Here is a 24258-nt window from a genome sequence, read left to right on the forward strand (position 1 = left end):
CGCCGTTTTTGAGGCCGCAGATCTCGTTGCCGGTKGGGTAGCCGAGTTTGCCGTTTTCGTAGCCCAAGCTGGCCCATGTTGCGCGGATGCCGCCCCAGGTGGCGTAGGCGCCGATGCCGGGKGCGTAGTGGATTGTCCCGCCCCGGAAGGTCTGATAGCAGCCGCCGTTTTTGAGGCCGCAGATCTCGTTGCCGGTTGGGTAGCCGAGTTTGCCGTTTTCGTAGCCCAAGCTGGCCCATGTTGCGCGGATGCCGCCCCAGGTNCGCCGTTTTTGAGGCCGCAGATCTCGTTGCCGGTTGGGTAGCCGAGTTTGCCGTTTTCGTAGCCCAAGCTGGCCCATGTTGCGCGGATGCCGCCCCAGGTAGCGAAGGCACCCGTAGCGGGCGACCAGTGGATGCTTCCGCCTTGGAACGACTGGTAACAGCCGCCGCTGATCAGACCGCAGTTCTCCCTGGAAGTGGGGTAGCCCAGCTTGCCGCCGCTGCCGCCCACGGCCGCCCACGCGGTCGCGATACCCCCGGAGACAGAGAAGGAGGACGCGAAGCGCCGCAGTCCCGCATAGTCGCCGTTCCAGACGTTGGAGTCACCGGCGAAGGGACCGGAATCGCTGAACTGCCAGATAGAGAAGGTGCCCCAGCTGGCGGGCAGCGGCCCGGCGTTGTTGGTGAAGGCCGGGGGCCAGTTCGCAATCCACAGCGGGTATTCGCCGAAGCCTGCCGCGTCAGCGGTGCAGTGCTTCCACCAGGAGGTGTTGGTGTAGATTACCGGGAGCCGGCCGGTCAGCGACTTCATGGTATTGCCGAAATCCCGCACCCAGCTGGCCAGCTGGCTCGGGGACTGGTCATAGCATTCGTTGCCCTGGTAGAAGCCGTCGTACGTGTCGTAGGCGTAGGGGTTCTCCTCGATGTCCAGGACGGGAGGAAGCGTGTAGCCGTCCGCGCTCCAGCCTCCGCCGCTTTGCACGAAGATCCTGGCCTGGTCCGCGCCGGAGGAAGCCAGTGGATTGGCGAAATGATAGGCGCCCCGGATCATTCCTACCTGCCGGGAGCCCCGGTATTGCGCGGCGAAGGAGGGGCTGGTGTAGTAATTGCCTTCGGTGGCTTTTACGTAAGCGAAACGCGCACCCAGATTCCATTGGGTTTGCCAGTTGATGCCCGACTGAAAGTAACTGACATCCAGGCCCTTGATCCCGAACGACGGCGTCCACGTGCCCTCGGTGGTCGGGGAGGATTCCGTCCGGGCCGCCTTCGATCCCTTGATGCTTTGGCCCATCTCGGCACCTCCCGGGCCGGCCGCCGCCGTCATGGCCTCGCGGAGAGTGGTCGGGCTCGACGGCTCGGTGGCCACTGGGGTCGCGGTCGCCGTCGCGGTTGGTACGGCCGTCGGCGTCGGGGACGCCGTGGCGGCGGGGTCCGCCGTCGGAGTTGCCGTTGCGAGGCTGGACACTGTCCCGGTGTCCTCAGCGGCCGGCGGCGGGGTGGGCGCCAGGGTGGCGGCGTTCGCCGGCGCCGGGAGCGCGGCCAGCGCTAGGGCAGCGGCGGCAAAGCCGGCAGCAAGGTGTTTGACAAACGGAGTGCGTCGTCTGGCCGGGTTCGGGTTCATGGGGCGTCTCTCCGGAGTGATGGGGTGCCGTGCACAGCACGCCATCTGGTTCGCGATGACGGGTCGTCCGCGTATTCGGGCACCGATAAGTCAATTCGGTTGAGTGTTGACGCGGCCACGTTAGCACCGGCTCCGGCGTGAAACCAGAGTTGCCAATGTGATTCTTGTGACTTGTGACCATACTGTTGCCCCGGCTGCCGCGTTGTTGCCGGCGCGGGGCAACCTAGACTGGAACGCATGAAGGTATTGGTCACCGGCGGCGCCGGCTACATCGGATCCCACACGACGCTCTCCCTCCTCGAGGGAGGACATGAGGTGGTCGTGCTCGACAACCTGATGAATTCGAGCGCGGAGTCGCTGCGCCGGGTGGAGCAGCTCACCGGCAGGAGCGTGGACTTCCGCAAGGTGGACCTCCTGGACGCGTCCGCGGTGGACGCCGTCTTCGCCGAGGGTGGCTTCGAAGCCGTGATCCACTTCGCCGGGCTTAAAGCCGTCGGGGAGTCCGTGGCAAAGCCGCTCATGTACTACACGAACAACGTTGCCGGCACCCTGAACCTGCTGCACAGCATGGAGGCGGCCGGGGTGCGCCGCCTCGTCTTCAGTTCCTCCGCCACGGTCTACGGCGCCTCGGAGGAAGTGCCGTTGGTCGAGAAGGCGCCGCTGGACGCCACGAACCCCTACGGCCGCACCAAGGAACAAATTGAAGACATCCTCGCCGACCTCGGCGAGGCCGATTCTCGCTGGAGCATCGCCCTGCTGCGCTACTTCAACCCGGTTGGCGCACACGAGTCCGGCCTGATCGGGGAGGACCCCAGCGGAACCCCCAACAACCTGCTGCCGTTCGTCGCCCAGGTGGCTGTGGGCCGCCGCGACATGGTGCGCGTCTTCGGCAACGACTACCCGACGCCGGATGGCACCGGGGTGCGCGACTACATCCACGTGATGGACCTCGCCGCCGGCCACCTGGCGGCCCTGGGCTACATTGTGGGGCGCCCCGGGGTGTACCGGTGGAACCTGGGCACGGGCCGCGGCTCCTCCGTGCTGGAGGTCATCGAAGCGTTCGGCAAGGCCGCCGGCCACCCGGTGCCGTATGAGTTTGCGCCCCGCCGTCCGGGGGATGCCGCCGTGAGCTACGCCGACCCCTCCGCCGCGCTCGCCGACCTGGGCTGGTCCGCGCACCGGAACCTGGCCCAGATGTGCGAGGACCACTGGCGTTGGCAAAGCCGGAATCCGCAGGGCTACGCAGCCGTCACCGAAGCCGCCGGGGCCGTCGCCGAATAACAGCTGTTCGCAGGGGCGGCCCGGTTATCCACACCGGGCCAACCGAGCCCTTGTCTGAAAGACCCCTCTCGCTTAGCTTTAACCCCAGTTGTACTGCCCCAGGGGGAAGGGGCAGCGGCCATGTTGGGGGCACCGTGGAAGCCGTGCGCATCGTCGAGGATGAGGTCCGTGAGCTGATCCGTCGCCGTGGGCTGGACCCGTTGCGGCAGGGCAGCGAAGTCCGCCGCCTCGTGGACGAGGCCATCAGCGACTACGACGAACGGGCGCTGCTGGCGCCGCTCCCACCGATCGGACCCCTGGACCAGGCGCGGAGATTCGTCTTCGACGCCGTGGCCGGCTTCGGTGCCCTGCAACCGTTCCTGGATGACCCGGCCATCGAAGAGATCTGGCTCAACGCCCCCGACGAAATCTTCGTGGCCCGCAACGGCGAATCGGAGCTGACCTCCATCGCCCTGACGGACCAGCAGGTGCGAAACCTGGTCGAACGGATGCTCAAGAGTTCCGGGCGGCGGCTGGATATTTCCTCGCCGTTCGTGGATGCGGCCCTTCCCGACGGGTCGCGGCTGCACGTGGTGATCCCCGATGTGACGCGGCGGCACTGGGCGGTCAACATCCGCAAGTTCGTGGTCAAAGCGAGCCGGCTCGAACACCTGGTGGAACTGGGAACCCTGACCCCGCAGGCGGCCCGGTTCCTGGGTGCCGCCGTAGCCAGCGGGCTCAACATCCTCGTCTCCGGTGCGACCCAGGCAGGCAAGACCACCATGCTGAACTGCTTGGCTGCCAGCATCGGCACGCGCGAGCGGGTGGTGACGGTCGAGGAAATCTTCGAACTCCAGTTTCCCCTCCGCGACGTCGTCGGCCTGCAGTGCCGGCAGCCGAACCTGGAAGGTGAGGGCGAGATCCCGATGCGGCGCCTGGTCAAGGAAGCACTCCGGATGCGGCCGGACCGGCTGGTCGTGGGGGAGGTCCGGGAAGCCGAAAGTCTCGACATGCTGATCGCCCTGAATTCCGGTCTTCCCGAAGTCACTTGATGCACAGTGCACTACACTGACGGGATGAACAGGCGAGCATTCATCTACACCCGCATATCTCAGGATCGTGGCTCTGAGGGTCTTGGGGTGCAACGCCAGGAAGACGCCTGCCGCCTTTATGCCGCGCAGCATGGCATGGAAGTCATCGAGGTTTTCAGTGACAACTCCACGTCGGCCTTCAGTGGCCGTGTCCGCCCTGCCTACACAGCGATGCTCGACCGCTTACGGGCGAGAGAAGCCGACGCCGTCATCTGCTGGCGCATGGACCGTCTCCACAGACGTCCTGTCGAACTCGAGGATTACGCCGAAGTATGTCAGGGAGGCCGAAAGGACTCCCCAATCCTCACGTATTCGGTCACGGGAGGTGGAGAGATCAACCTCTCCACAGCCGACGGTCTACTTCGAGCGGGCATCATGGGGCAGGTGGCAAGGTTCGAGTCCGCAACCAAGCAGGACCGGGCGAGGGCCAAGTCGGCGCAACTCGCCGCAGATGGACGCTGGACTGGGGGCAGACGGCCTTTCGGCTGGGACGTTGCCGACGGGCGTCTAGTCCTCAACCCGAGGGAAGCGGCGGCACTCTCGACAGCGCACTCGGACGTGCTGGGCGGGAGGTCCCTCGGCTCGATCATCACACAGTGGAACGATGAGGGCTGGGAGGGGAAGCCACTCGTGACAACCGCTTCTAAACCTTGGGGCTACGCTCAGCTCCGGCAGGCGCTCCTGCGCCCTCGCAATGCAGGGCTGTACGAGTACAGAGGAGAGATCCTCAGCAGGGACCAAATCCCGCCAATCGTCAGCGAGGCTGTCTGGCGTGCTGTTGTGAAAACCTTGGAGGCCCCGGATCGGCGGCGCTCCCAAACCAACAAGGCTGTTCATCTGCTGTCCGGTATAGCGCAGTGCCACTGCGGTGAGGCCGTGCGATCAGCCACGGTCTACGGGCGGAAGGACCCTTCGACGGGGGAGAAGAAGAAACATACCGTCTACCGGTGCCCAGCCAAGGGGGAAGGGCACGTAGCCAAGCGGGAGGAATTCGTGGACGCGGCGGTGGAACTCTGGGTGTTCAGGTTCCTGGCCCAGTCATACCGGGCTCAACCCGAAAGCCCGCAGGATCGGGCGGAGAGGGAATCTATAACGCTTGAGCTTGAAGCTTTGCACGTGAGGGAGCGTGAAGCCGGGAGCCTGTTGGCCCAGGGCGGCCTGACCATGGGCCAGATGAAGGAGTTCAACGCGACAATCAGCCGCAACCGCGTGGACCTTGAACGCCGGCTGACGGAGCTTGGGTTCCACCAAGCCGAGGGTCTGGACGCCACAGAGAAAATCGACCGGGAGTGGTACACCACTGAACAGCGTTTCAACGCGTGGCTGGCACTGCCGATTGACGACCGCAGGGATTTCGTCCGCTCGAAATTTCACATAGTTCTACACCCGCACAAGGTAGGTTCTGCTCGAAACTTTGACCCGGACACCGTCAGTGTCCACATAAAGAGGCCGGGGGAGTCTCGCCGGGTGTTGGACGGCGGCGAGATTTCACAGCTGGAGCGCGTGACGCTAGGGCCGGACTCGGCGCTATGGCTCCAGCGTTTTCAGAGCAACCGGTTCGGCTCCACCTATGACCGCTCCCGCGCACAGAGGGAGCGGTTTGCTGAACTCGCGGAAGAAGATCCGGCGCTAGCCCAGATCGCGCAGCACCTCGAAAGCAGGCGGGCCGGGGTGTCGATAACTCCCGTTGGTAGCGCCTAGGAGGGCCTTAAAGCCCTTCCGTGAGCTTCAGTGACACCCCGGCCCTGATAGCCCCTGGAAGAGGCTCAGGGCCGGGCGTTTAGACACCTTCCCTGGGGAAGCGCACACGACAGGGACGGGCTTCTCAGCCCGTCCCTGCGTCTTTGTTGTGCCCTCGGCTGGCCTGCCGTCAGCCCTTCGCTTGGAGGGCGTCCATACGCCGGTAGAGCGTTGCCCTGGACATTCCCAGATCACGCGCTACCTGTGCCGCCGGTTCCCCTGACTCAATCAGGCGGGCCGCGTTCTTGATCTGGCTGTCGGTGAACTGGGCTTTACGTCCGCCCAAGTCCTTACCCGCGGCCCGTCGCTTGCTCACGCTGTCGGTGATCCGCTCCCGCTTGATCTCCAGCTCCATCTGTCCCAGTGCGGCCATGACGGTAAATACCATGCCGCCCATAGGCGTGCTGGTGTCTACGTCCCCACCGCCCAAATTGAGCACGCGGAGCCCTGCACCCTTCGCCTTGATCTGATCAGCCAGCCCCAGCATGTTTACGGTGGACCGTCCTAACCGGTCCAGCGTGGTGACCACCAGTGTGTCGCCGTCGTGCAAAGCCCCCAAGGCTTTGTCCAGCTCCACACGCGATGCATTGGCACCGCTCACGCCGTGATCCACATAAAGATCATCCCGTCGCACACCAGCGGCCAGCAGGTCTTGTTCCTGCCTGTCGGTGTCCTGCGCCTTGGTCGATACCCTCGCATAGCCGATCAGTTTTCCCATGTCCCCTACTCGCTAGATGTGTCTTACAACAGTGTCTGACTACACGGAACCTAGCACGAACTTGCGAGACAATCCAACGAGACACTTTTACCCACCATTCCTATGCCTAATGTGTCTCATAACCAAAGTGTCTTATATCTCACGGGTTGTGAGACTGGGATGTAGGGTGGTTCCATGTTGCGCAACTTCGTCTACCTCAATCGCCAGGCCCTCAGTCAGTACATTGCCGCGTTGGAAGGCGGCCTCACGAAGGAGGCCACAACGCGCTCCGTTCGGCGGGGAAGTGGTAAAGGTGGCGTAAACGTTAAGATTGCCGACGCGTCCATGGAGCGCGGCCATGAGAACGAGGAAACGCGCACGTACGCTGATACTCAGGAAGCACAGTTCGACCGCCTCCTACGTGCTGCCGAAGAGAACGCGGACGAGCTTGGCTGGGTAGAGGTCACCCAGCCCGACCTTGAATTCAAGGACATCGGGGTGGGGGCGATGGTCTCATGGGAATGCGAGATCTATGTTCCGGAGTTCGTCCGTATGATGGCGGCCTCCGGTGAGATGGTCGGAGCCATAGACATGATGCGTACCCTGCTGCCAGCCGCCAAGAGCCTTGGCCTAAAGACTGAGCAGCCGCTCCCAGACGCCGATACGTTGGACGCCACTTCCGCCTTCCTGAAAAACGTGAACGTCAAAGTGCTGGTGGTCGGCGAAGACGATTCGTCCGACTGGAAGGTCGCGGGCCAGATCAATGCTGAGTACCTGCTTGGCGAACTGGAAGGTCCAGTCCGTCTAGTGGGGAAGGTGACTAAGGTGATGCCTCTGGGGCATTGGAAGCCGTTTCTGAGCTTCCCTGGAATGGGGGCTGGTTCTCGCGAGCAGCGTCGGAAGTTGGAGCGGCAGGCCCCGGAGCCGGGCAAGGAAGACCAATATCTGCACGGGCCGGCGCTGATGCTCGACATTCTGGCCGTCTATCGCTGACTCTGGCGGGCATGGCCGATGCCTAGGGGTGGGGGTAGCCCCCCAAAGGGAGGGCTACGCCTCCCCGGTGGTCATAGCGCCTCTCATTGCGTACGGGATAAAAAGTCTTCACTAAACATTTCTGCATTCTCTAAAGAGAAAACAATGCCGAAACCAAAAGGTTTAGTTGAGCAAATCCCGTATCTACCGCTGAATCCAGGAAGGTCAATTTAGCGGAGGAATCATGGATGTACTTCTCCAGCTCAACCTTGTCTTTGATGCTAAGGGAGCCCTTCAACCGGGAAAGAATGACATCGAAGGGCAGGTGAAGGAAGTCCTTGGCGTGGCCGCGGGGTGACTTGAATCCATAGGACTTCTCCAGAAACCTTTTTGCAGATGCCACATATTCGTCTCTTAGGGCGACATCCTTCGTGAGCCTACGACTCAGGTTGCTGATATCTTTGTGAGCAACCTCCAAAGGGTCGTACTCGATATACGGCAGTTTACCGAGCTTCGCGGCGGTGAAGTTTAGATAGCCGCCCGCCATCGCCTCAGCTGAGAACTCTTCCTTGAAAAACTCGGAGAGAACGCCAGACGACAACAATCCCTGGGCGTAAAATAGCTCGTCCTCGCTAGAGAACGTAGCCACAACGGTGGACTTTGCTGCCAGGTACTCTTCATCAGGATCCGGCAGGGCCTCGATTGCTAGTGCCATACCCGCGATAATGATGCGTGGCTTACCAAGCCACGGTTTCTTCGGTGCCTTAGCTTTGAGGACGCAGGGTTTGGTGTACTTCTCCTTGATGTATTGCATTGGCTCAAAAGCCCAAGCGCTACTAAAGGGGTCGATAGTTCCGGTGTTGACTATCTTCAGGTAGTTATCTTCCGGTGCGGGATTAGAAACAATATGCGGAATGAGATCGTAAGCTTCTGACACAGTTGCCGCACTATGGAAATCGACGTGAGAAGCCATCGCATCGTAGAGCTTAAGCCGCCCAATATTATCGGCATTCACGCTGAGGTACGAGGACCAGTTCTCGAAGCTCGTCACATCACGAGCCACTGACCGCGACTCCAGGGGGAGCAGCGAGGTAGTGATGGTAATTGTGGGCAGGCTTGATTCTTTCGCGGCAAGGAGGATAACCGGATACACGTCCGCCTGCTCAAACACCTTTTGTTGGGAGATATCCACGATCTCCCTCAGGTGGTAATTATCATCAATCCATTTGCGAAGCGTCAATCCGTACGGAACGCTAAGCACCTTGTTAGGCATAATGAAACCGAAGTACCCGCCCTGTCGTACCAATGACAAGGCCTTCTCGGTGAACGGGATGTACAAATCCCAGTTACCCTTAGCGGTTCTATAGTTCTTCGCAATGTGCACACGCTCCTCGGGAGCGTGGATGGTCATGGTCTCTGAGTCCACGTAGGGGGGGTTTCCCACCACCACGTCAAACCCGCCCGCAGCAAGTACCTCCGAGAACGTAGAGTTCCAGGAGAACGCTTGGTCCGGATCTATAAGTGGATCCTCAATGAGGCTGTTGCCGTGCTTAATGTTGTCGTCTAGAGATGTGAGTTTCTCATTCTTTGTAGCGGACTTGAGCCACAAGCTCAGCTTAGTAATTTCAACCGACTCTTCGTTCTTGTCCACACCGTGAATATTCGTTCGAAGTACGTGCCGTACGTAGTCACTAGTGGAGAAGAGGTCTCCAAGCACGGAACCCACGCGCTTGTTTTCCGCCATAAGGAAATCGAATACGTGCACAAGAAACGCGCCGGAGCCACAGGCGGGATCAACGATCCTGACATGCTGGAGAGCATGCTGGTAGGCGCGGTAGGCTTCGGCCTCGCGCTTGGCGTAAGTTTGCTGTTGCAGGTCCGCCTTCACCCGGGCTTCGGCCAGACACCGTTCTTCGGCCTTGCGGAGAAACTCGCCCAGAGTTTGATCGACGATGTAACGCACGACGAAGTCGGGCGTGTAGAAAACGCCGTCTGATTTCCTTTTGGAATTCTTCAGAGAAGCAATGGGCCCAGCCACGCCCTGGACCTCGCTCCGAATTTCTTCCAAGTCGGTGATCGACTGTTCAAAAATATGGCCGAGAATATTGACGCCGAGGTCTTCAGTGAAGTTGTACTGAGCCATGCTGGTCAGGCGTCTAAGGATCGACTCGCTGATGGTGAGACCATCGAGGGTATCATCGGGCGCGAAGAGTCCTCCGTTGTACCCGGTTGGGATACCGAGCTTCGCACTGCCCTTATCGATTGCTGTGAAAAAGCCTTTTAGGTTGTCCCAAAAGCTGCTGTATGAATTATCGGCCGACCGTACAAAATCGTGGATGGCGTCGTCCGGCAGAAGTCCTTTATCCTCAGCAAAGCAAGCGAACACAACACGGTCGATAAGCTTTTGGGCCTTTTCAACCGCAAGCTCCGGAGTCGCAAGGGCGGCGGGGTTGTTCTCAAGAATATCGACGATTAGGTCTATTCGTGCCTGTCGGTATTCGGAGTAGAAAATCTTGCCAATATCCATCTGCTGAATACGGATTTTACTCAGAAGATTTTCAGTCCATGAAGGTCCGCCGGCGGCGGTCAGATGATCTGCATTGAGCAGGACATACCACGTTTTGAACGCTTGGTAGTCGTTCGCAGGGTTGACCAGGTCGTCCAGAGTCCATGACTCGAAATCAAGCTGGTTGTCGTTGTACAACCTGAACTCGTAGAAATTGGACACGATCACGAAGGCGCAGTCGCGATAAAGGGGACGGTACTTGAAGGCCTGCTGCACCGGGCTCAACTTGCCCGCTCGTCCCTGCGGGCGATCTAGGTCTATCGATGCACCCTTAAGTTCCACCACTGCATTCACGTACCTCGAAGCAGTATCCGTGGAAAGGCTGCCCAGAATGAGGTCTGGGAGTTGCCCTGCGACGCTCGACGCCTTCGGCTCGAGAGTGTACGGGGATGCCGGTTTTTCCCTATAGCCGAGAACCTTGATGAAAAAGTCTTGGTTGTACTGCTGTTCGCGGCTTGTCTCTTTATCCTTACGGAGCGAACCGTGGTGGTAATCCGAGTGCCACTCTTTGACTACATCGATCTTGGCCTGCACAGATGATGTGCTGATCTGGGCAGCAGTCTCTTTAAGTCGGTTTACGGGAAAAAGCCGGGCCACGGGGGGCTCCATTTCAGGATAGGTCTGCGTAACTAAATGGGTGAAAAGGAAGGCCTTGGGCCTGCCCGCAACCACTTATTGCTCAAGGTCCAATACTAGCTATGCCCCTGGGTCTCGCCTCGCTAACTCACCCTGGTGTTTCCCCTGTGCCACGAGGAGGACTGATACGGCCGCACTTCATCCCCAGCTACTTTCCCGGAGGTGCCCCCTGCCAGAGTGGCTGCAATCTCAACGTTGCATGAGTGTCGGGACATCCGGATAGCGGGCCGGCCCTAGGTCGTAGCTGAATACTTGACCGTCCAGACCGTAGGGAAAGGGCTCGCCACCAGGGATGGCTCTACCCACAGGTAGACCCTTGAGCATCCCCCACAACATAATGCCCGGCTGCATGTTCGGGATTTTGAGTAGGTCAAAAAGAACGGCGTCCAGATCGTCCGCATTGCGTCGGTGTTCAAGCTGACTGTTTCGGCTTTGGGTCATCGGCATCAGGTGGTCGGGCCGAACGCACAGGGAGTTCCGGCAGACGTGGTCGAGCGTATGGCCGGGACGGTGGCCTCCTACGAAATAGCCGAAAGAGAAACGGTGCGCAAGCCACTCGTTGTTGCCTATGGTTATCAAGCCGTAGCCCGGCCGGGCTTCACCGCCCGAGCCGGGCTCAACCTTGTTCCTGCGTCCCGTCCATGGCCAGCACCCAAACAGGTTGTCGGGGCCTTCCGCGTTGGGGGTGATCTGGGAGCGGAACTTCTCCAAGGTTTTGGTGATCGCCTCAGGCGAACGCAGGGGCTCCTTCAGCAGCAACGGTTCGTGCCAGCGGCAGTACCCCTGCCGGGAATGCCCACGGTTCAGCCGGACCGTACAGCCCCCGGCTTTGCACTGCGGCTTCTTGCGCTGTTGGGCCCGGTAGTGTTTTTCGCACAGCCCGTTGGCATAGTGGGGTGGCGGCGTGATATGCCGGGGAAGGGTGCTGAGGCATACGAGGCAGCTACGCCCATACTTTGCTTTGGGCCTTGCCATCGTCCTGCCTCACATGTCCTATATAACTCCGACCAACCATCATACAGTCTGCGCCAGGTGCCTGTGCTGTAAGGGATCCCTGCCTCGGATGAGGGGCTTGCGGGGCGGGGGAGTTAGGGCAATGCGGGTCCTCGGTGGGGTTGGCCATGGAGCCCCAGCGGAATGGCCACGGCTATCGGTCCAGTGCGATCACCCAGCCTAGGGGGCGGGCTTCGTCGCCCGCCAACCCATGCTTCCAAGCGGTGGCATAGACGGCCCACCAGTTCCTGAAAGCGGTCGCCAGCTTGGCGTTCAGAGGCCCTCGGGCCTCAGCGTTGCTGCCCCCGCTGGCGGCGAGAAACTCAAGGACCTCCGGATGGGCGGCTATTACGGCATCCTCCATGTCCCTCCACATCTGCGCGGGGGAGGGGAACTTATGTTCTTCTCCCGCGAGGGTGTCTAGATTGTAGAAGCGTCCGCCGGAGCCGTAGTCCGACAGGGCCGCGAGGAGCGGACTTGTCCAAGTGACATCTACCGAAGTGAGCGCCGCGTTGAGTACAACGGGCGGGTGCGTCGCCTTATCTAGGCGCTGCATGAGCAGGCCCATGGCTTCTCGATTCATTTTGGTGATTCCGTGGCTGTAGCCCTGCATCCGCCTACGGTCTGGCCATGGTTCCCCGGTGGCCATCGAGGTCATTCCTATTGTCATCTTGAGCATCTTTTCGGATGCCAGGGCCAAGCAGGCCAGGACGGGGTCCGCCTCGGTCGCGGCGCTACTCAAGCGCTCCAAGGCGCTGATTCCGTGGCTCGCGAGACTAGACGCCGAAGTCGCTTCGGCTTCGAGGGTGAGTATGTCCATGATCCGAAGCCTTTCACAGACCTAAACCGGCAAGCTCCGATACACCTGAGTTGGGCTGTGTCTGAATGATTTCCGGGCTTCCCGGCATGTGCACCATTCACGCAAACTCGGCGCACGACGCCGTGACCAAGCTCTGCACGCTTCCCCTGCTCGCTGGCGACAACATCTCCAGTGTTCTCTATGTCAAGTCACTACGAGAAAGTAGACTCAGAGCATGGGGACCACAAGTAACGCATCTGCGGCGATCTACTGCCGCATCTCAAAGGACCGAGAAGGCGCCGGCCTCGGCGTGCAGCGCCAAGAACAGGACTGCCGGGAACTGGCCGCGTCTCTCGGTTGGACGGTTACACAGGTCTTTACGGATAACGACATCTCAGCGTATTCCGGCAAGCGGCGGCCCCAGTACGAAAGCCTCTTGGAGCAAATGCGAACCGGGCGAATCCGCGGTGTACTTACCTGGCACACTGACAGGCTGCACAGGTCCCCGCGAGAACTGGAAAGCTACATCGATGCATCCGAGAAACACGGCATCGTTACGCAAACGGTTAAAGCCGGGGAGATAGACCTGTCCACACCCTCCGGCCGCGCCGTAGCCCGCACCCTTGGAGCTTGGGCCCGGTACGAATCCGAACACAAGAGCGACCGCATCACCCGCAAGAAACTGCAGCTTGCGCAGGACGGCGCATTCAGTGGAGGCCCGGTCCCATTCGGCTGGCGAATGATTGCCGGTGAGCCCGTGATCCAAGAGCCTGAGGCCGCGGAAATCCAAAAAGCCGTTAGCGGCTTCCTGGCCGGTCGAAGCATCGGCTTCATCGTGAGGGAACTTAACAGTCGGGGAATCTCAACCAGTCGAGGGCAGAAGTGGACCGGCACTGCCGTTAGAAACATGCTTAAGCGACCGACAAATGCAGGGCTCTCTGCCTATCGCGGTGACATAGTTGGCCCGTCTGTATTTCCCGCCATAATCTCCGAAGACGAATGGCGGGCAGTGTCCAGTACCCTGAGAAACCCATCTCGTCTAACACAGAACGGTAACAAGGTGCGACACCTACTGGCAGGGCTCATGCTCTGCGGCAAGTGCGGGAGCGCGATGCAGACTTCAAGCCGGAGCAGCAACCAGGGGAGCGTTCACTACTACAAGTGCAAAACCCAGGGAGGGGGCCACGCCTTCCAAACCGCTGCGCCCGTGGAGGAATACATTGCAGGGCTTGTTATAAGCATCCTGAGCCGCCCAGGGAGCGCGGAAGGCCTCACAGCACGCCATGAAGCAAATGACGCCGCAGGCCCAAGGGCCGCAGAAGAGTTCCGGGACGCACCCCGGTGTAGTTCGCCGGGAGATACCCCGTCGCAGTCTTTCGGGAGAAGCAGTACCACCCTTGGGTCCGTCCCTCGGAGAAGAAGTAACCGGACTGGTCTACGATCAGCCGGCCCCCGACTAGAGGTTCGCCACTAGCGGCCCGACCTGAGATCCGCTCACAGGCGTGGAGACCCGGGGGACAAGTGTTTGCAAAGTCCGTTGTCTGACGGCAGGCCCGAAACGGCCGTAGCGCAGTTGCACCACCCCGCTCCAAGGTTCGCCTCGGACGAAGAGACAGGGCGAGTTGTTGCGCCCGTGTCTTGACCTCTTGAAGTACCCGAAACCGATCACACCCGTGGTCGGTTTTTCTGTTTAACCGCCGTAACCCCATCAGGCCCTGGATCACTCCGGGGCCTTTCGCATTTAAGGAGAAAGCCATGACTGCAGAAACCCCCGACCTCGCATCAATGAACGCCGCAGGCGTCCGCTACAAATGCAGCCCGCGCACCATCAGGCGAATGATCGAACGGGGCGAACTGACTGCCTACCGCGTCGGCCCGAAGCTCCTGCGCATCGACCTCCGGGAAGCTGACCGCGTGTTCACCGCATCGGCCGGCGATGAACTCTGAAATGAAGGCCCACATTCAGCAAGTCGCGAACTCGTGGCCGCAGCTGTCCCGCGAACAAATCGACCGAGTAACGACCCTCATGCACGGACGGGACTAGAACCATGCACGAAAAGAAAAACCGCCCGGCGCGTAACCGGGCGGCTCAAATCTCTTGGGGAGATAGCAACCACTATACCGGCCCGGCGCTGCCAGCGATCACCGTGACGGCATACCAGCGGTGCGAGATCCGCGCATTCCTGGCTGCTCACGACCCCGCCTACCTCCGGGAACTGGAGGCTGCCGAATGACCCCAACAGCCGAAGAATGGGAGCGACTCGAAATCGCCAAGCACGAAGCGGAACAAGCCGGAATCCCGCCGGGACCATTCACCCTCACGGACTGCCACGCAGTCTTTCGCAAATGGCTCGGCGCGGACTACGACACAGACGCCCTCGACGCCGTACTAGCCGCCGCAGCAGTCGAACGACTAGACGGCGACCCGGTATGGCTCCTGGTCATCTCAGGATCAGGCAACGCGAAAACCGAAACCGTAGTCCCCCTTGCCGGCATCGGCGCACACATGGTCTCCACCATCGCATCCGAAGGCGCCCTACTCTCTGCAACCTCCAAACGGGAGCAGGCAGAAGACGCTACCGGGGGACTCCTAAGAAAAATCGGGAACCGCGGGATATTGGTAATCAAGGACGTAACCTCCATCCTCTCAATGTCCGGGGACCAGCGCGCCAGCGTACTCGGAGCACTCCGCGAAGTCTACGACGGATCATGGGCCCGAAACGTCGGAACAGACGGCGGCCAGACCCTCGAATGGGACGGGCGCCTAGTCGTCGTAGGGGCAGTAACGACCGCGTGGGACAAAGCCCACTCCGTCATCTCGGCCATGGGGGACAGGTTTGTCCTCGTTCGCATGGACTCAACCAAGGGCAGGCAAGCAGCAGGACGCCAAGCAATCGGCAACACGGGGAACGAAGTTCTAATGCGATCACAGCTCGCCGGCGCCGCAAGCCGCATCCTCGCAGATCTCAACCTCGACAGGGTACAGGTAACCGATGCCGAAACGGACTCGCTACTTGCAGCGGCCGACGTGGTGACACTTGCCCGCACCGCGGTGGAACGCGACTACCGCGGGGACGTAGTAGACGCCCACGCGCCGGAAATGCCAACCCGATTCGCCAAGCAGCTCACGCAGATCGTACGCGGCTCAATGGCACTCGGCATCACCCGGGAGCACGCTCTACGGCTTGCTATCCGATGCGCCCGCGACTCAATGCCGCCGATCCGTCTCCAGATCATCGATGACGTAGCCGCTAACCCTGACTCGCCTACCAAGGACGTGCGAAAGCGTCTCGGCCTTCCAAGGGCAACTGTTGACCGTGAACTGCAGGCACTCAACATGCTCGGCGTCCTCACAGTGGACGAGCGCGACAGCATAAACCCGGTGAACCTCAGAGAAACGACGGTATGGCACTACACGCTTGCCGATCACATAGACCCGGACGCGCTCAAGTACGAAAACACGGTGCCAGAAATTGCAGTACCCACCCAACCCCTACTAAAGAGCAGGAAATCGCTGGGGGCACCTACTGCAGAATCTGGCACCGCAGCGGCCCCGGCTCTGTGCCTCGTGTGCGGCGATCCGCTGCACACCGGAGAGCACAACTCGCACCAGGAATGCGCAGCATGACGACTGCCCAGCACTTAAACACTGACTCAGGAGTGACCCCGATGACAACAGCACTTGTCGGTTGCGATCACTGCAACGCAGACGTGACATTCCGCCCGGACCCGGACCACCACCTCATCATGCACGTAGACGTGGCCCACGACGACGACTGCAAGTTCTACTTGCGCCTCGAAGCCGAGCGGGGGGCGAGGAAATGACCACACCGCCCGAGGACTACCAGCCCACCGTCTTTACCAAACAGTTCGCCAAACACGAACTGCAGTGGCTTGTAGAGCAGTACATGAGCAAAGCCCAGCAGGCGCACCAGGGAGCCCGCCGCTGGATGAACAGAGCTCTGGAAGCTGAGGCCCGCCTCGCGATTTACGAGCCGGCCGACCTACCTACCCGCCGCACGACCCCGCCACTCACCGACGCAGCCGGCAATACAGAAGACCCGCTGCCCACAACCACCCCCGAAATGGAGTAACACCATGCCCCAACCAGGAAGATTCAACCCTCCCGGCGAAGACTGGCTCGTCCGCCGCCTCCAGGACCTAGAACGCGAAGTCAGGGAATGGAAAGCCGCCAACCCGTTCGCCCCGATGGGCATCACACCCCGCAAGGGCGGCATCGACGTACAAGGATTCGTGAACTCACTCCGCGAAGACGGAACCGTCGGCGTCAGTATGGACGACGATGGAGTCTTCGTTGTTTACGACGCAGCCGGCACAACCCCAGTGGCCCGGTTCGGCCCTCTCGACAACAGCGCCCCAGGCGAATACGGCGTAGAAGTGAAAGTCGGGACCACATGGGTGCAGCTCGGCAACCAGGCCAGCACATGGGCCGGCATCGCAGGGAAGCCCGCCACATACCCGCCCAGCGCCCACACCCACGTCGGCTCAGACATCACCTCAGGGACCGTCCCGCAGGCAGACGGCTCACAATACGGCTGGACCAACAACGTAGCCGGCACATCGTTCTACCAAGTCTGGGTAGGCAACGACGGCGGCTACCACTTCGGCCGCAACACCAGCTCAATCCAGTACAAGGAAAACGTCCGCGCACACAACACCAACCCCGCAAACGTCCTCGCACTCCAGCCGGTCATATACGACCGCAAAGAGGGCGGAACCAACGAATACGGGCTCATCGCCGAACAGGTAGCCGAGCACTTCCCCGAACTCGTGATCTGGTTCGACGGCAAAATCGACGGACTCCGCTACGACCTCCTCGCAGTCGCCCTCCTCGACGTCGTCAAGGACCAGGAAGACCGCATCAGGGCACTCGAAGGCCGCGAACCACTCCCGCCCCGGCAGACCACGCCCAACATCCAGGCAGCGGGCGCCCCTGACGTCGAGCCCGAACCGCTGCCCTACACCATCCAGGAGAACCACGAATGACCCAGCCCAAGACCCCCGACCCGGCCGAAGAACTCGCCGCACTCAGGGCAACCATCGAACAAATGCAACGCGATATCACCGCCATCAAACAAACCCTCACCATGCGCCGCGGCAGCATCTAACGAAAGGAACAGCAATGTTCACCAGCCACGCAGAGCACTACCAGCGGAACACCGAAGAGGCGGCGCACTACAACGCCAAACCCGCCAGGCTCACCAACCACCACGGGCAGAACGAGCCCGCCGTCATGATCCGCAGCTCCAACTACATCAAAGTGGTGCTCCCCGTCAGCGAAGCGCTGCGCCTGGCCCACGAAATTGCAGACGCACTCGCCACGCACCAGCAGAAAGTAAGCGCATGACCGACCACCGGCCAATCAGGGAAATCCTCGCCGACCACTGGGGCGACTCGATCAAAAGCCCCACCACGTTCGACCTCAACGCACAGGTAGACGACGCCCCGCCAGTGCCCGCGCTCAACGGCCCGGAACTGAAACAAATCATCGCGCAAGCAATCGCCGCAGGACAGGACGGAAACTAAACATGCAGACCATCACCCTCCCCAGCACCTACATCGCCCAGGTTCAGGGCATCACCGCAGCCGGCGGAACCATCACCCAGAGGTTCCAGACCATCGCCACCCGGTGGGAAACGTTCGCCGCAGCAGAATCGGCAGCACAAGCCGACCTCAACGCCGCGATCCTTGACCCCTCCGTGAGCGCCGAAGAACTCGCCAGGCTCCGAACCATCGCAGCAGCAGAAGCAGGAATCGGGGTCATGGAACAGGCCAGCGTCCGCAACGAAGCCGCAGCCCACGTACTCGCCGCCCTGCGAACCGAATACAACACGGTTGCGGCGGCGAACTACGAAACGATCCGCGCCCAGTTCAACGCCAAAGCCAAGGAACTGGTCACCGCGCTCAACATCGCGGACGCCGAGGCGCCTGCGGAAGACATGGTGAAAGCGACCGCCAAAGTCAGGTCGGCATGGTCAGACGGACCCGCCTACGCCCACGAGCTGAGCGCCCTGCTCGACACCCTCCACGCGGCCGCGCTCCTTGCCGGGAAAACCGAACCGACCGGGAAGCACGACCAGTGCCTCATCGGCCTCAGCATCGACGCCACCGGCCTCCACCGCCGCCGCGTCTGGGAAGCCTGGAACACCACCGAGGGACGCGGCGGGAAATGGCGTGCACTCTGGAAGCTCGGAGCCACCATCGAAGCCCCGGAACTCGGCCAGGGCAGGGCATACAGGGAACCGAAGCCGATGGAGACCAGGGCAGAGCGCGCAAACTTCGGTGTCCGGCAGTTCCCGTACGACCCCGAAGACGACGCACACCGTGCAGAGAAACACCAGCTCCAGAAGACAGCAGTAGAGGCAGGCATCCCCCAGATCGACTACGTGGACGCCACAAACCGTCCAGTACACGCCCACTAGCCGCGGAACGTGGTGCGCCCACCAAGGACTCCAGTGGGCGCACCACAACCCCAGAAACACGCGCTAAAGCAGGCCCAACAGCCCAAAATCTGGCACGACAAAGACTCGGGGGGATATTTTTCGCTCTGGCGGAGGTGCGACCGTCGGGGGTACCAGGGGGCCTCCGGGGCCGGGTACCCATACCCCCGGCCCCCACCCCGCCTTCCCCTCCGCCCTAGTCCGATTTCCACTCATGGCCGTTTTTCCACAGATGGTGAACATCCTCGGCTGGGTTATTTTGTCGGGGGTCTCCGTTAGCTTGAGCGGAACCGGCCCGTTCCGTGGCCTTACGAGAAAAGGGGACAGTATGGAAGAGAAGTTGCTGCGGGAGCTTGTCTTGGAGTTGAAGCGTATGCACGCCACTATCGAGGTGATGCAGCAGGACATCAACTGCATCCGTAATGGGGAGTACGAACGGCCCCAGGGCGCGGCGCCCGCTGCCGTGTCCGGGTCGGTAGACCCCAGGGATCTGAGCGCCAGCAAGTTCTGGTGACCGCCGGCAGATGCCCCGGACCTCAGCGCGAGGTCCGGGGCAGGTTGTGCCACACACTAGAAGCGTAGTAGCGGTTACTCCGTCGCCTGCATTTCCGCTTCCATCCGATCACCTTCTGCTTTCGTTCCAAGGATGATGCCTCCGAACACCTTCAGATGCTCGGCGAAAACCGCCGCTTGCTCCTCGTCGAGTTCGGGGAATATCTCCGCGTCATACTCAAAGCGAATAGCACTCGACGGCCCAATCCAGAACGCAAGCTGGACGTCTTTTTCCTCAGTCTGACCCCCGTACCTAAGGAAGAGTCCCTTTCCACCCGCAAGGTGGGTGAGAATCGGGTCCTGCATGGCGCGTACGACGCTATCAAACAGATTCAGGACGACGTCCTGCCGGTAGCCGCCAATAATGATTCTTGCCAAGTTACTCCCCCTATTTTTCGGGACAAAGAAGAATGTCCTACCGGCACGATACCTTCCGTGCCGTGGTGAAGTTGAATGTCGACGCAGTGGCGCGGCTGCTAGCAAGAGGGCGCAACAGGCGGGGCCGCCGATACGATGGCAGTATGCCTAGCTTCACGCTCGATGGGCAAACATTCGAGTACCTGCAACCGGACCCTGGGCACACCCCGGAAGATGCCCACTCATGGACTTACGGGGCCTATCCGAAAATCCGGGCAGCCTTGCCCCTCGCGGACGGCGGGACGGTAACTGTCTACGCGGCAGCGGAACGCTGGAACCCCTCCCACGTCCTTGTTCGTTGGGCAGACGACGGGCGGCATTCGCATTGGGCTTGGATACCCGCAGCCAATGTAGAGCGCGTGACAGACTCAGAGTGGGACATCGAGGAATACCGCCGTTGCCCAGAGAAGTTCCGCGGCATTAGGTGGGGTGACCGGCTCCCAGGATTCCTGCCAGCCTAGGCCAGCATTAGCCGCTGAAGCGTTTCCTTGATTGTCTTCGCTTCGCCGTGCGACACCCGAAAGTCAACGGTGTTTCCCGGAACGATGACGCTAACAGTCGTGTTGGTCATGCCCTTCTTCGAGGTGATGCTTGTGATGGAACGAACGGGGATCATCTCGGTGTCCTTGTTGCGGACGCCTGTGGCAAGAACTGACAGCCCCAGAGTGGCAGCGCCAGCGAGGAGCTTGCCGCCAGACATACCAGCCCTGGTCCACTCAACTCGATCCGGATAAATAGAGACGTTCGCGTTCTTGCCAGCGATGTGGGACGTGAATGAGTGGATTGGCTTTTCGGACATTGCTACCCCCAGATAGTTTGTGTGAGCGCAATCTATCAGCATGCGCCTCATTCGGGCAGAGTGGCACGCCCAGAGTTGCTACGTCCTCAGAGGGCACAGAAAAGCCCCGGACCAATAACCGGAGCCGGGGCAATTTCTAGGCGTCGTCAGAGCAAACTAGGCGCTTTGCTGAGCCACGCCGAGACTTGCGAACGCGCCGGCATCGATGAGTTCCTGTAGCAGCTCTGATGCTTGGATGCCCCGGCGTTCCGCCATGTCCCCGAGTTCGCGGACAGTTGCAGGTGTTTCGATTGTGGCAGTCATGGTGAGACCTTCCCCCTGTGTATGTATTCCGCATCCCCAGCGGACGCAGCGATCCTACCCTGACGACCGGACAAAACTGTCTTGGCCGTCATTGGTAGTGGTTTGAAGTTATGCGCTAGCGCCTTTGTCGTCCCCACTGTCGCCTCCTGCATCGATCTGGTGGTCCACTGCAGCCGGCTGACCGGCGGCCGCCGGCAGGTTACCGAGATCCTTTCCCTCGGCCGCAGGGTGGAGAACGGCATCATCGAGTCGTCCACCGTCTTCGAGCACCGCGGCGGAACTCTCGAAGCGCAGGCCAACTCCATGCCGGCGGCAGAAAAATTCGCCCGGGCAGAGTTCGACGTCGCGGCGCTGCTGGGGGCGCGCTGATGGCGCCGCTGTTGGGGGTTCTCGGCGGAACCGGACTGTTGCTGGTCTGGTGGTCGATGTGGGAGCAAACCCCGGCGGCCGTACCGCGGCGCCGGACCAGCAGGCTCGAGGATCTGTTGCGCACTGCCGGCATTGACAGGGTCAGCCGCCTCGGGCTGCTGGCTACGTGCCTTGGCGTCGGAGCCCTCGTGACACTTGCCTTTTACGCGGGCACCCGCTCCTGGCCCATTTCCGGCTGCTTCGGACTGTTCGGCGGCTGGCTGCCTCTGGGACTGGTCAGCTGGCGGGCCAGGAAACGGACCGCCGTGCTCCGTGAGCTGTGGCCCGACGTCGTGGACCACCTGCGCTCGGCGATCCGCGCCGGGCTGTCGCTGCCCGAGGCGCTGATCCAGCTGGGGGAGAAGGGGCCGGCCGAGCTCCGTGCGGCGTTTATCGACTTCGGGGCGGATTACAGGTCCGGCGGCCAGTTCGACACGGCCCTAGGCCGGCTCAAGGACCGCCTGGCCGATCCTGTGGCGGACCGGATCGTGGAGGCGCTCCGGCTGACCCGCGAAGTGGGCGGCTCGGACCTGGGCAGGCTGCTGGGCACCCTCGCCGAATTCCTCCGGGACAACGCCAGGACCAGGAGCGAACTGGAGGCGCGGCAGTCGTGGACCGTCAACGCCGCCCGGCTCGCTGTGGCCGCGCCGTGGATCGTGCTGGTGTTGATGGCGGGCCGGCCCGAGGCGGTGGCGGCCTACAACTCCCCGGTCGGGACCGCCGTGCTGGTTGGCGGGCTGCTGGTCTCGCTGTTCTCCTACGCCGTCATGCTGCGCATCGGTGCCCTGCCCCGGGACCAGCGGGTGCTCCGGTGAACCAGCTGACGGCCGGCGCCGTGGTGCTCGGGCTCGTCCTGGGCGGGGGACTCTGGCTGGCCATCACCAGGCTGCCGTTTCTGCGGCCGATCAGCTTCACCGAGCGCATCGGCCCGCAACTAAGGTCCCACAGCGTCGAATCCCGCCTCCTGCGGCCGGTCCGAGGAACCGTCGCACCCTTTGGCCCGCTGGGGCGGATTCTGCGCCCGGTGATCCGTGACGGCGTGCACGCCCTCGGCAGGCTCAACCCGGGGTCGACCGCGCTTAACCGCAGGCTGGCGCGCGCCGGGAGCAGCAAGACTCCGGTCGAGTTCCGCGCTGAGCAGGTGTTGTGGGCCGCCGGCGGCTTCGCCGCGGCCACCGGAGTCGTGCTGTTGTTCGGGGCGGCGGGCCGCGTCAATCCGCTCTTCGCCGCTCTGATCGTGCTGGGTGCCGGTCTGGCCGGCTTCCTTTTCCGGGACTACGCCCTGGGCGCGCAGGTCAAAAAACGCGAGGCCCGGATGATGGCTGAGTTTCCCAGCGTGGCCGAGCTGATGGCTCTGGCGGTCAGCGCGGGGGAGAGCGCGGCCGGCGCTTTGGACAGGGTGGGCCGTCGGGCGCAGGGTGAACTCGCACAGGAGTTCTCCCGTGTCCTGGCGGACACCCGGGCCGGCAAACCGTTGGCCGAGGCCCTGCAGGATTTCTCCGCGCGGACCGAGCTGGGACCGCTGGTCCGCTTCGTGGACGGCATCCTGGTGGCCGTGGAGCGCGGGACCCCGCTGGCCGACGTCCTGCGGGCGCAGGCCCAGGATGTCCGGGACACCGCCAAACGGGACCTGATGGAGTCGGCGGGCAGGAAGGAGATCGGGATGATGGTGCCGCTCGTGTTCGGTGTGCTGCCTCTGACAGTGGTGTTCGCCGTCTTCCCGGGGCTGGCGGCCATCAGCCTCGGTCTCTGACCCGCAGTCCCGACGCAGCGCGCAAACAGCAAAACCGGCACCACACAGGAGTAAAACCGCACAACGACAAAGGGGAAATCGTGAAGAGTCTAAGCATCTCCGCCTGGTTACTCATCCGGGCGGCACTGCTGATCCCGGCAACAGGCCTGCTGGTCCGCAAGGAGGGCCCGCCACGGCTGCGGCCGCCACAGGGCCCGGACAACCGCGAGCGCGGTGATGTTCCCGGCTGGGTGATGATCACCTTGATGTCCGCCGTGCTGGTCGCAGCCCTGTTGGCGCTCGCGGGACCGGCGCTGGAAGGGCTCTTCAACCAGGCGATGCAAAAAGTCGGGCAGTAGGCGGTGGCTGCGGCCGGCAGCAAGGAGCGCGGCGCGACGGACCGGGAGCGCGGATCCGCGGTGGTCGATTTTGTCCTGGTCGGCGGGCTGCTCACGCTGTTCTTTCTGGCAATCGTGCAGTTGGCGCTCGTGCTGCACGTACGGAACACCCTGATCGACGCCGCGGCGTCCGGGGCCCGGTACGGCACGCTGGCCGACCGAAGCGCCGCGGACGCCACGGAGCGCACCACCGAGTTGATCGGGGTGGCGCTCACACCCGAGTTCGCCCAGGACGTCATCGCCAGGGAGACCAGCTATGCCGGCATCCGCACCCTGGAGGTGACGGTGAGGGCGCCGTTGCCGGTGATCGGCCTGATCGGACCTCGTGAGCTGCTGGAGGTCAGCGGCCATGCTGTCATCCAGCCGTAGCCCGGGCGCAGGCAGCGTAGTCGATGACGCCGACGACGCCGAACGGGGAAGCGCCGTCGTCGAATTCACCTTCCTGTCGCTGCTGCTGATGGTCCCAGTCGTGTACTTCATCATTACCGTGGGCCAGCTCCAGGCCGGATCCTTCGCCGCGGTCGGGGCCGCCGACCAGGCCGCCAAGGTCTATGTCGCCCAGCCCGACGCGGCTGCCGGCCGCGCCGCCGCCGAACAGGCCGTCCGGCTCGCGCTCGCCGACTACGGCCAGCCGGCGGAAAATGCCAGCCTCGAAACCAGTTGCGTGCCCGCCGACTGCACCGCCCCCGGATCCGCCGTCACCGCCACCGTCCGCCTCACGGTGCCGCTGCCGTTCATCCCGTTCAATGACACGCTGCGGCTCGACGCCGGCCACCTCACTGCCACGGCCACCCAGGTGGTCGGGAGGTTCCGGTGACCGTCCGGTGGCCGG

27 protein-coding genes and 4 pseudogenes are annotated in these 24258 nt (G+C 62.1%); 22 read left to right on the forward strand and 9 right to left on the reverse strand.

Annotated elements, in window-relative coordinates:
- Positions 1-229, reverse strand: a 229-nt coding sequence (locus ASG71_RS07670) for an LGFP repeat-containing protein (RefSeq protein ID WP_414826653.1), incomplete at its 3' end; no start/stop codon positions are given.
- A gap of 34 nt (positions 230-263) precedes the next feature.
- Positions 264-1647 (reverse strand): annotated as a pseudogene (locus tag ASG71_RS16600) (GH25 family lysozyme); the annotation flags it as partial.
- A gap of 192 nt (positions 1648-1839) precedes the next feature.
- Between ASG71_RS16600 and galE the strand changes: the two are divergent.
- The 3 genes and pseudogenes from galE (at position 1840) to ASG71_RS07690 (ending at position 5654) form a co-directional block, all read left to right on the forward strand.
- The gene (gene galE, locus ASG71_RS07680; protein WP_056738052.1) at positions 1840-2883 is read left to right on the forward strand and encodes a UDP-glucose 4-epimerase GalE; all 1044 of its coding nucleotides are present in this window, start codon (positions 1840-1842) and stop codon (positions 2881-2883) included.
- Positions 2884-3017: 134 nt separating this feature from the next.
- Positions 3018-3902: pseudogene (locus tag ASG71_RS07685) on the forward strand (CpaF family protein); the annotation flags it as partial.
- A gap of 36 nt (positions 3903-3938) precedes the next feature.
- On the forward strand, positions 3939-5654 hold the full coding sequence (locus ASG71_RS07690) for a recombinase family protein (protein WP_157366267.1): 1716 nt from the start codon (positions 3939-3941) through the stop codon (positions 5652-5654).
- 169 nt (positions 5655-5823) lie between these two features.
- Here ASG71_RS07690 and ASG71_RS07695 read toward each other — a convergent pair whose 3' ends face one another.
- Positions 5824-6411, reverse strand: coding sequence for a recombinase family protein (locus ASG71_RS07695; protein ID WP_056738054.1), 588 nt, complete (start codon positions 6409-6411; stop codon positions 5824-5826).
- Positions 6412-6585: 174 nt separating this feature from the next.
- Between ASG71_RS07695 and ASG71_RS07700 the strand changes: the two genes are divergently transcribed.
- Positions 6586-7383 carry a hypothetical protein gene (locus ASG71_RS07700; protein WP_056738055.1) on the forward strand — a complete coding sequence of 266 codons (798 nt, stop codon included), beginning with the start codon at positions 6586-6588 and terminating at the stop codon, positions 7381-7383.
- Positions 7384-7513: 130 nt separating this feature from the next.
- On the opposite strand, the gene ASG71_RS07705 is transcribed toward ASG71_RS07700, so the two are convergent.
- The 3 genes from ASG71_RS07705 to ASG71_RS07710 all read right to left on the reverse strand — a co-directional run bounded on the left by ASG71_RS07705 (position 7514) and on the right by ASG71_RS07710 (position 12377).
- Positions 7514-10525: an Eco57I restriction-modification methylase domain-containing protein gene (locus tag ASG71_RS07705; protein WP_162254046.1), complete on the reverse strand. Its 3012-nt coding sequence runs from the start codon at positions 10523-10525 to the stop codon at positions 7514-7516.
- A gap of 228 nt (positions 10526-10753) precedes the next feature.
- Entirely contained in the window at positions 10754-11323 is a 570-nt protein-coding gene (locus ASG71_RS16605) for an HNH endonuclease (RefSeq protein WP_200947950.1), read from the reverse strand.
- 388 nt (positions 11324-11711) lie between these two features.
- Positions 11712-12377: a hypothetical protein gene (locus ASG71_RS07710; RefSeq protein ID WP_056738057.1), complete on the reverse strand. Its 666-nt coding sequence runs from the start codon at positions 12375-12377 to the stop codon at positions 11712-11714.
- A 71-nt stretch (positions 12378-12448) separates the two neighbouring features.
- Between ASG71_RS07710 and ASG71_RS16905 the strand changes: the two are divergent.
- The 12 genes and pseudogenes from ASG71_RS16905 to ASG71_RS16615 all read left to right on the forward strand — a co-directional run.
- Positions 12449-12571: pseudogene (locus ASG71_RS16905) on the forward strand (CpaF family protein); the annotation flags it as partial.
- Between the two features lie 20 nt (positions 12572-12591).
- The gene (locus ASG71_RS17195) at positions 12592-13830 is read left to right on the forward strand and encodes a recombinase family protein (RefSeq protein WP_082574942.1); all 1239 of its coding nucleotides are present in this window, start codon (positions 12592-12594) and stop codon (positions 13828-13830) included.
- 281 nt (positions 13831-14111) lie between these two features.
- Complete coding sequence (locus ASG71_RS07715; RefSeq protein WP_056738058.1) at positions 14112-14303, forward strand: DNA-binding protein; 192 nt, start codon at positions 14112-14114, stop codon at positions 14301-14303.
- 283 nt (positions 14304-14586) lie between these two features.
- A complete protein-coding gene (locus ASG71_RS16355; protein WP_200947951.1) occupies positions 14587-15984 on the forward strand; it encodes a hypothetical protein in 1398 nt (465 codons plus the stop codon).
- A 41-nt stretch (positions 15985-16025) separates the two neighbouring features.
- On the forward strand, positions 16026-16181 hold the full coding sequence (locus ASG71_RS16610; protein WP_157366272.1) for a hypothetical protein: 156 nt from the start codon (positions 16026-16028) through the stop codon (positions 16179-16181).
- On the forward strand, positions 16178-16450 hold the full coding sequence (locus tag ASG71_RS07720; protein WP_056738059.1) for a hypothetical protein: 273 nt from the start codon (positions 16178-16180) through the stop codon (positions 16448-16450). Before ASG71_RS16610 ends, ASG71_RS07720 begins: the two co-directional genes overlap by 4 nt.
- A 4-nt stretch (positions 16451-16454) precedes the next feature.
- The gene (locus ASG71_RS07725) at positions 16455-17363 is read left to right on the forward strand and encodes a tail fiber domain-containing protein (RefSeq protein ID WP_082574943.1); all 909 of its coding nucleotides are present in this window, start codon (positions 16455-16457) and stop codon (positions 17361-17363) included.
- Positions 17360-17485, forward strand: coding sequence for a hypothetical protein (locus tag ASG71_RS17085; RefSeq protein WP_268760367.1), 126 nt, complete (start codon positions 17360-17362; stop codon positions 17483-17485). Before ASG71_RS07725 ends, ASG71_RS17085 begins: the two co-directional genes overlap by 4 nt.
- A 14-nt stretch (positions 17486-17499) precedes the next feature.
- Positions 17500-17724 carry a hypothetical protein gene (locus ASG71_RS07730; protein ID WP_056738061.1) on the forward strand — a complete coding sequence of 75 codons (225 nt, stop codon included), beginning with the start codon at positions 17500-17502 and terminating at the stop codon, positions 17722-17724.
- Positions 17721-17903 (forward strand): hypothetical protein, encoded by a 183-nt coding sequence (locus tag ASG71_RS07735; RefSeq protein ID WP_056738062.1) that lies wholly within the window; start codon positions 17721-17723, stop codon positions 17901-17903. Before ASG71_RS07730 ends, ASG71_RS07735 begins: the two co-directional genes overlap by 4 nt.
- Before the next feature lie 2 nt (positions 17904-17905).
- On the forward strand, positions 17906-18799 hold the full coding sequence (locus ASG71_RS07740) for a hypothetical protein (RefSeq protein ID WP_056738063.1): 894 nt from the start codon (positions 17906-17908) through the stop codon (positions 18797-18799).
- Positions 18800-19145: 346 nt separating this feature from the next.
- Positions 19146-19331, forward strand: a complete 186-nt coding sequence (locus ASG71_RS16615) for a hypothetical protein (RefSeq protein ID WP_157366274.1) — start codon at positions 19146-19148, stop codon at positions 19329-19331.
- Positions 19332-19405: 74 nt separating this feature from the next.
- On the opposite strand, the gene ASG71_RS07750 is transcribed toward ASG71_RS16615, so the two are convergent.
- From ASG71_RS07750 to ASG71_RS16620, 3 genes are all read right to left on the reverse strand, one after another.
- On the reverse strand, positions 19406-19747 hold the full coding sequence (locus ASG71_RS07750) for a hypothetical protein (protein ID WP_056738065.1): 342 nt from the start codon (positions 19745-19747) through the stop codon (positions 19406-19408).
- Between the two features lie 496 nt (positions 19748-20243).
- Positions 20244-20636, reverse strand: a complete 393-nt coding sequence (locus ASG71_RS07755; protein ID WP_162254047.1) for a hypothetical protein — start codon at positions 20634-20636, stop codon at positions 20244-20246.
- 105 nt (positions 20637-20741) lie between these two features.
- A complete protein-coding gene (locus ASG71_RS16620) occupies positions 20742-20888 on the reverse strand; it encodes a hypothetical protein (protein WP_157366278.1) in 147 nt (48 codons plus the stop codon).
- Positions 20889-21002: 114 nt separating this feature from the next.
- On the opposite strand from ASG71_RS16620, the pseudogene ASG71_RS07760 reads away from it, so the two are divergent.
- From ASG71_RS07760 to ASG71_RS07785, 6 genes and pseudogenes are all read left to right on the forward strand, one after another.
- Positions 21003-21257 (forward strand): annotated as a pseudogene (locus tag ASG71_RS07760) (CpaF family protein); the annotation flags it as partial.
- On the forward strand, positions 21257-22111 hold the full coding sequence (locus ASG71_RS07765; RefSeq protein ID WP_056738068.1) for a type II secretion system F family protein: 855 nt from the start codon (positions 21257-21259) through the stop codon (positions 22109-22111). The pseudogene ASG71_RS07760 and the gene ASG71_RS07765, both read left to right, overlap by 1 nt.
- A complete protein-coding gene (locus tag ASG71_RS07770; RefSeq protein WP_056738069.1) occupies positions 22108-23049 on the forward strand; it encodes a type II secretion system F family protein in 942 nt (313 codons plus the stop codon). The genes ASG71_RS07765 and ASG71_RS07770 overlap by 4 nt, the downstream gene beginning before the upstream one ends.
- A gap of 146 nt (positions 23050-23195) precedes the next feature.
- Positions 23196-23387, forward strand: a complete 192-nt coding sequence (locus ASG71_RS07775) for a hypothetical protein (protein ID WP_056738632.1) — start codon at positions 23196-23198, stop codon at positions 23385-23387.
- Between the two features lie 3 nt (positions 23388-23390).
- A complete protein-coding gene (locus tag ASG71_RS07780; protein ID WP_056738070.1) occupies positions 23391-23795 on the forward strand; it encodes a TadE family protein in 405 nt (134 codons plus the stop codon).
- Entirely contained in the window at positions 23776-24243 is a 468-nt protein-coding gene (locus ASG71_RS07785) for a hypothetical protein (RefSeq protein ID WP_056738071.1), read from the forward strand. Before ASG71_RS07780 ends, ASG71_RS07785 begins: the two co-directional genes overlap by 20 nt.
- Positions 24244-24258: the final 15 nt, after the last annotated feature.

It is taken from the genome of Arthrobacter sp. Soil763, from assembly GCF_001428365.1.
In the GTDB taxonomy this organism is placed as follows: Bacteria; Actinomycetota; Actinomycetes; order Actinomycetales; family Micrococcaceae; genus Arthrobacter.